Genomic DNA, 3,143 nt, shown 5'->3' on the forward strand with positions numbered 1-3,143 from the left:
CACGCGGGCAAGGAGATCCACATCGTCGTGGACAACCTCTCCACGCACACCACGCCCGACGTCGAGAAGTGGCTGGCGAAGAACCCCCACATCCACTTCCACTTCACCCCCAAAGGCTCGTCCTGGATCAACCAGGTCGAGACCTGGTTCGGTATCATCACGCGCCAGTCGATCCGGCGTGGCACGTTCAGCTCCGTAAAAGTCCTTATCAAGCAGATCCAGGACTACATCGCCTACTGGAACGCCGACGCGGAGCCGTTCGTCTGGACCGCGACCGCCGACGAGATCCTCGCCAAGGTCAAACTGGTCCAGACCAACATCAAGAAGTTGGTCGACAACAATGGTAAATAAAGGAAACGGAATCACGAGACACTAGGCCATTTCTCGTGGATCATTGAGCCAGGTGAAGATCGCGGCGATCGTGATCTCGTTGCGGAAGTAGTGGGCGCGCTTGGTGTAGCGGGTCGCCAGGGCGCGCCACTGTTTGAGCCGGTTGAAGAACCGTTCAAGGAGCAAGCCGCACTGCGCACATAGGTGAGTCGGGGGCGGGGAACGCCTTCGTGGTTGGGGTTGATGGCCTGTTGGCGCTGGTCGCGGCCGTTCGGCGGCTGCGGGAGGGGCGGGGTGACGGGGAGCACGGGGGTGATCGTGGCGCTGGTGGACGCGGCTGTGCCGTCGTGGGAGGCGTTCCCGGAGGTGAACCGGGAGGCGGTGCGGCGTCTGCTGGGTCTGCTGGGTCTGCTGGTGGAGCGGATGACGGCGCTGCCGACGCCGGAGAGCGGACGGTGTGGCGATGAGCGGGCCGAGCGTCGCGGCTGAGGCGCGGGAGCGTGCGGGTGGCAAGGTCCAGCCGTGGCATCGTGATCGTCTGGTTGCGGTGTATGTGCGTCAGTCGACCGCCGAGCAGGTTGCTGATCATCAGGAGTCGACCCGGTTGCAGTACGGGTTGGTCGAGCGGGCGGTCGGGTTGGGGTGGGCGCGGTCGCGGGTGCTGGTGATCGATGAGGATCTCGGGTGTTCGGCCTCGGGTGCGCAGGCCCGGCCGGGGTTCGCCCGGTTGGTCTTCGAGGTCGGGCTGGACCATGTGGGGATCGTGGTGGGCCTGGAGATGTCCCGGCTGGCCCGGTCCGGCCGGGAGTGGCATCAGCTTCTGGAGCTGTGTGCCCTGTCGGGAACCCTGCTGGCCGATCTCGACGGGGTCTATGACCCGGCCGAGCACAACGACCGGTTGCTGCTGGGGCTCAAGGGCACGATCAGCGAGGCCGAGCTGTATCTGATCAGACAGCGGATGTGGTCCGGGCGGTTGGCCAAGGCCCGGCGCGGCGAGTTGGCGGTGCCGTTGCCGATCGGGTTCGTGCGCCGGGAGTCGGGCGAGGTGGTCCGGGACCCGGACGAGCAGGTCCAGGCGGTGGTCCGGCTGGTCTTCGACCTGTTCGAGCGGTTCGGGACGGTGAACGCGGTGCTGTGTTTCCTGGCCGACAACGGCATCCAGGTCGGGATACGGCAGCGGGCGGGGCCCGGGCGTGGGCAGGTGGACTGGCGGCGGCCCAGCCGGGCGGCGGTGCACAACATGCTGCGCAACCCGGCCTGCGCGGGCATCTACGTCTACGGCCGCAGCAGGCTGGACCCAAGACGGCGGCAGGCGGGTAGACCGTTCACCGGGCGGGTGCGCACCGAGCGGGCAGAGTGGACCGTCTGCCTGCCAGGGGTGCTGCCGTCCTATATCAGCGTCGAGCAGTACGAGCGGAACATGCAGCGGATGCAGGCCAACCAGTCCCGGGCCGCGAGTCCGGGCGCGGTGCGCGACGGCCCGGCCCTGCTGGCCGGGCTGGTGGTCTGCGCCCGCTGCGGGGCGAGGATGACAGTGCGCTACCAGCACGGGCCCGGGGGACGGCTGCACCCGTCCTACGTGTGCGCCCGAGATAAGACCGACTACGGCGCCGGGCAGTGCCAGCAGCTGGCCGGGGACTGCCTGGACAGCCACGTGACCGGCCTGCTGCTGGCCGCGCTGGCTCCGGCCGCGTTGGAGGTCTCCCTCGCCGCGGCCGACCAGGTCGAACAGCGCCGGGCACAGGTCGACCGGATCTGGCGGCAGCGGCTGGAACGCGCCGACTACCAGGCAGACCGGGCCCGGCGCCAGTACCAGCTGGCCGAACCGGAAAACCGCCTCGTCGTGCGCCAGCTGGAAGCCGACTGGGAAGCCGCACTCGCCGAACGAGAACGCCTCAGCGAGGAATACGACCGGTTCACCGCCGCCCGCCCGCGCACCCTGACCGCCGCCGAACGCGACCAGATCCGTGCACTGGCCAGCGACATCCCCGGCATCTGGCACGCCGCCAGCACCACCGACGCCGACCGCAAACAGCTGCTCCGGCAGCTGATCGAACAGGTCCGCGTCGCGGTCGTCGACACCACCGAGAAGGTCCAGGTCGAGGTCGTCTGGGCGGGCGGGCACCACACCCGCAGCCAGATCGTCCGCCCGGTCGCGTGCCTGACCCAGCTCAGCTACTACCCCCAGCTCGCCGCCCGGGCCCGCGAACTGGTCGAGACGGGGCACACGACCAGGCAGATCGCCGAACGCCTCAACGCCGAGGGACTCCGCCCACCCAAACGCAGCGCGACCTTCACCCCCAACGCGGTCAACGACCTGCTACGAGCCCTCGGCATCCAGCGGACCCGCACCCCAGCCCGCCACGCCCGCCCAAAGCTGGACGACCACGAATGGTGGCTGCGGGACCTGGCCGAATACCTGGGCATGCCCGAGCCCACCCTCGACGCCTGGGTCCGCCGCGGCTGGGCCAGCGGATACCTCCACCCCCAGGCCCGGCTGACCGTCGTGCGCGCCGACCCCGACGAGGTCGAACGCCTCCGCACCCTGCACCAGGTCCCCCGAGGCCAGCACAACCGCCGCCCCTGGCTGACCAATCAGGCAGCCCGCATCGACAACATCAACAAGGAAGGAACCGGCGACGATGTCGAACAGCCATGGCTATGACAGCACCGGGGCTTGCTCCTCTCGACCTCGAGCAGCTGCTTGTATCCCAGGGCGATGTCCTGCGCGCTCATCGTGGGGTCGGCGCAGCGCAGCAGGTACTTGCCGTCGAGGTTCTCCTCGGCATTCGCCCTGGCCTTGTCGATGCGCA

5 protein-coding genes are annotated in these 3,143 nt (G+C 68.9%); 3 read left to right on the top strand and 2 right to left on the bottom strand.

Features of this window, described 5'->3' with window-relative positions; translation table 11 throughout:
* A partial coding sequence (locus QOZ89_RS46915; protein WP_312630384.1) for a transposase occupies window positions 1-351 on the top strand: 351 nt, incomplete at its 5' end.
* Window positions 352-372: 21 nt separating this feature from the next.
* Here the strand turns inward: QOZ89_RS46915 and QOZ89_RS46920 are convergent.
* On the bottom strand, window positions 373-516 hold the full coding sequence (locus QOZ89_RS46920; RefSeq protein WP_157910518.1) for a transposase: 144 nt from the start codon (window positions 514-516) through the stop codon (window positions 373-375).
* Window positions 517-624: 108 nt separating this feature from the next.
* Here QOZ89_RS46920 and QOZ89_RS46925 point away from each other — a divergent pair, with 108 nt between their 5' ends.
* Together QOZ89_RS46925 and QOZ89_RS46930 are read left to right on the top strand one after the other, a co-directional pair.
* Complete coding sequence (locus QOZ89_RS46925) at window positions 625-819, top strand: hypothetical protein (protein ID WP_312630385.1); 195 nt, start codon at window positions 625-627, stop codon at window positions 817-819.
* On the top strand, window positions 794-2,995 hold the full coding sequence (locus QOZ89_RS46930; protein ID WP_312630386.1) for a recombinase family protein: 2,202 nt from the start codon (window positions 794-796) through the stop codon (window positions 2,993-2,995). The genes QOZ89_RS46925 and QOZ89_RS46930 overlap by 26 nt, the downstream gene beginning before the upstream one ends.
* Here QOZ89_RS46930 and QOZ89_RS46935 read toward each other — a convergent pair.
* A partial coding sequence (locus QOZ89_RS46935) for a hypothetical protein (protein ID WP_312630387.1) occupies window positions 2,926-3,143 on the bottom strand: 218 nt, incomplete at its 5' end. The genes QOZ89_RS46930 and QOZ89_RS46935 overlap by 70 nt on opposite strands.

The sequence above is a fragment of the Pseudofrankia coriaricola genome (assembly GCF_032027725.1).
In the GTDB taxonomy this organism is placed as follows: Bacteria; Actinomycetota; Actinomycetes; order Frankiales; family Frankiaceae; genus Pseudofrankia.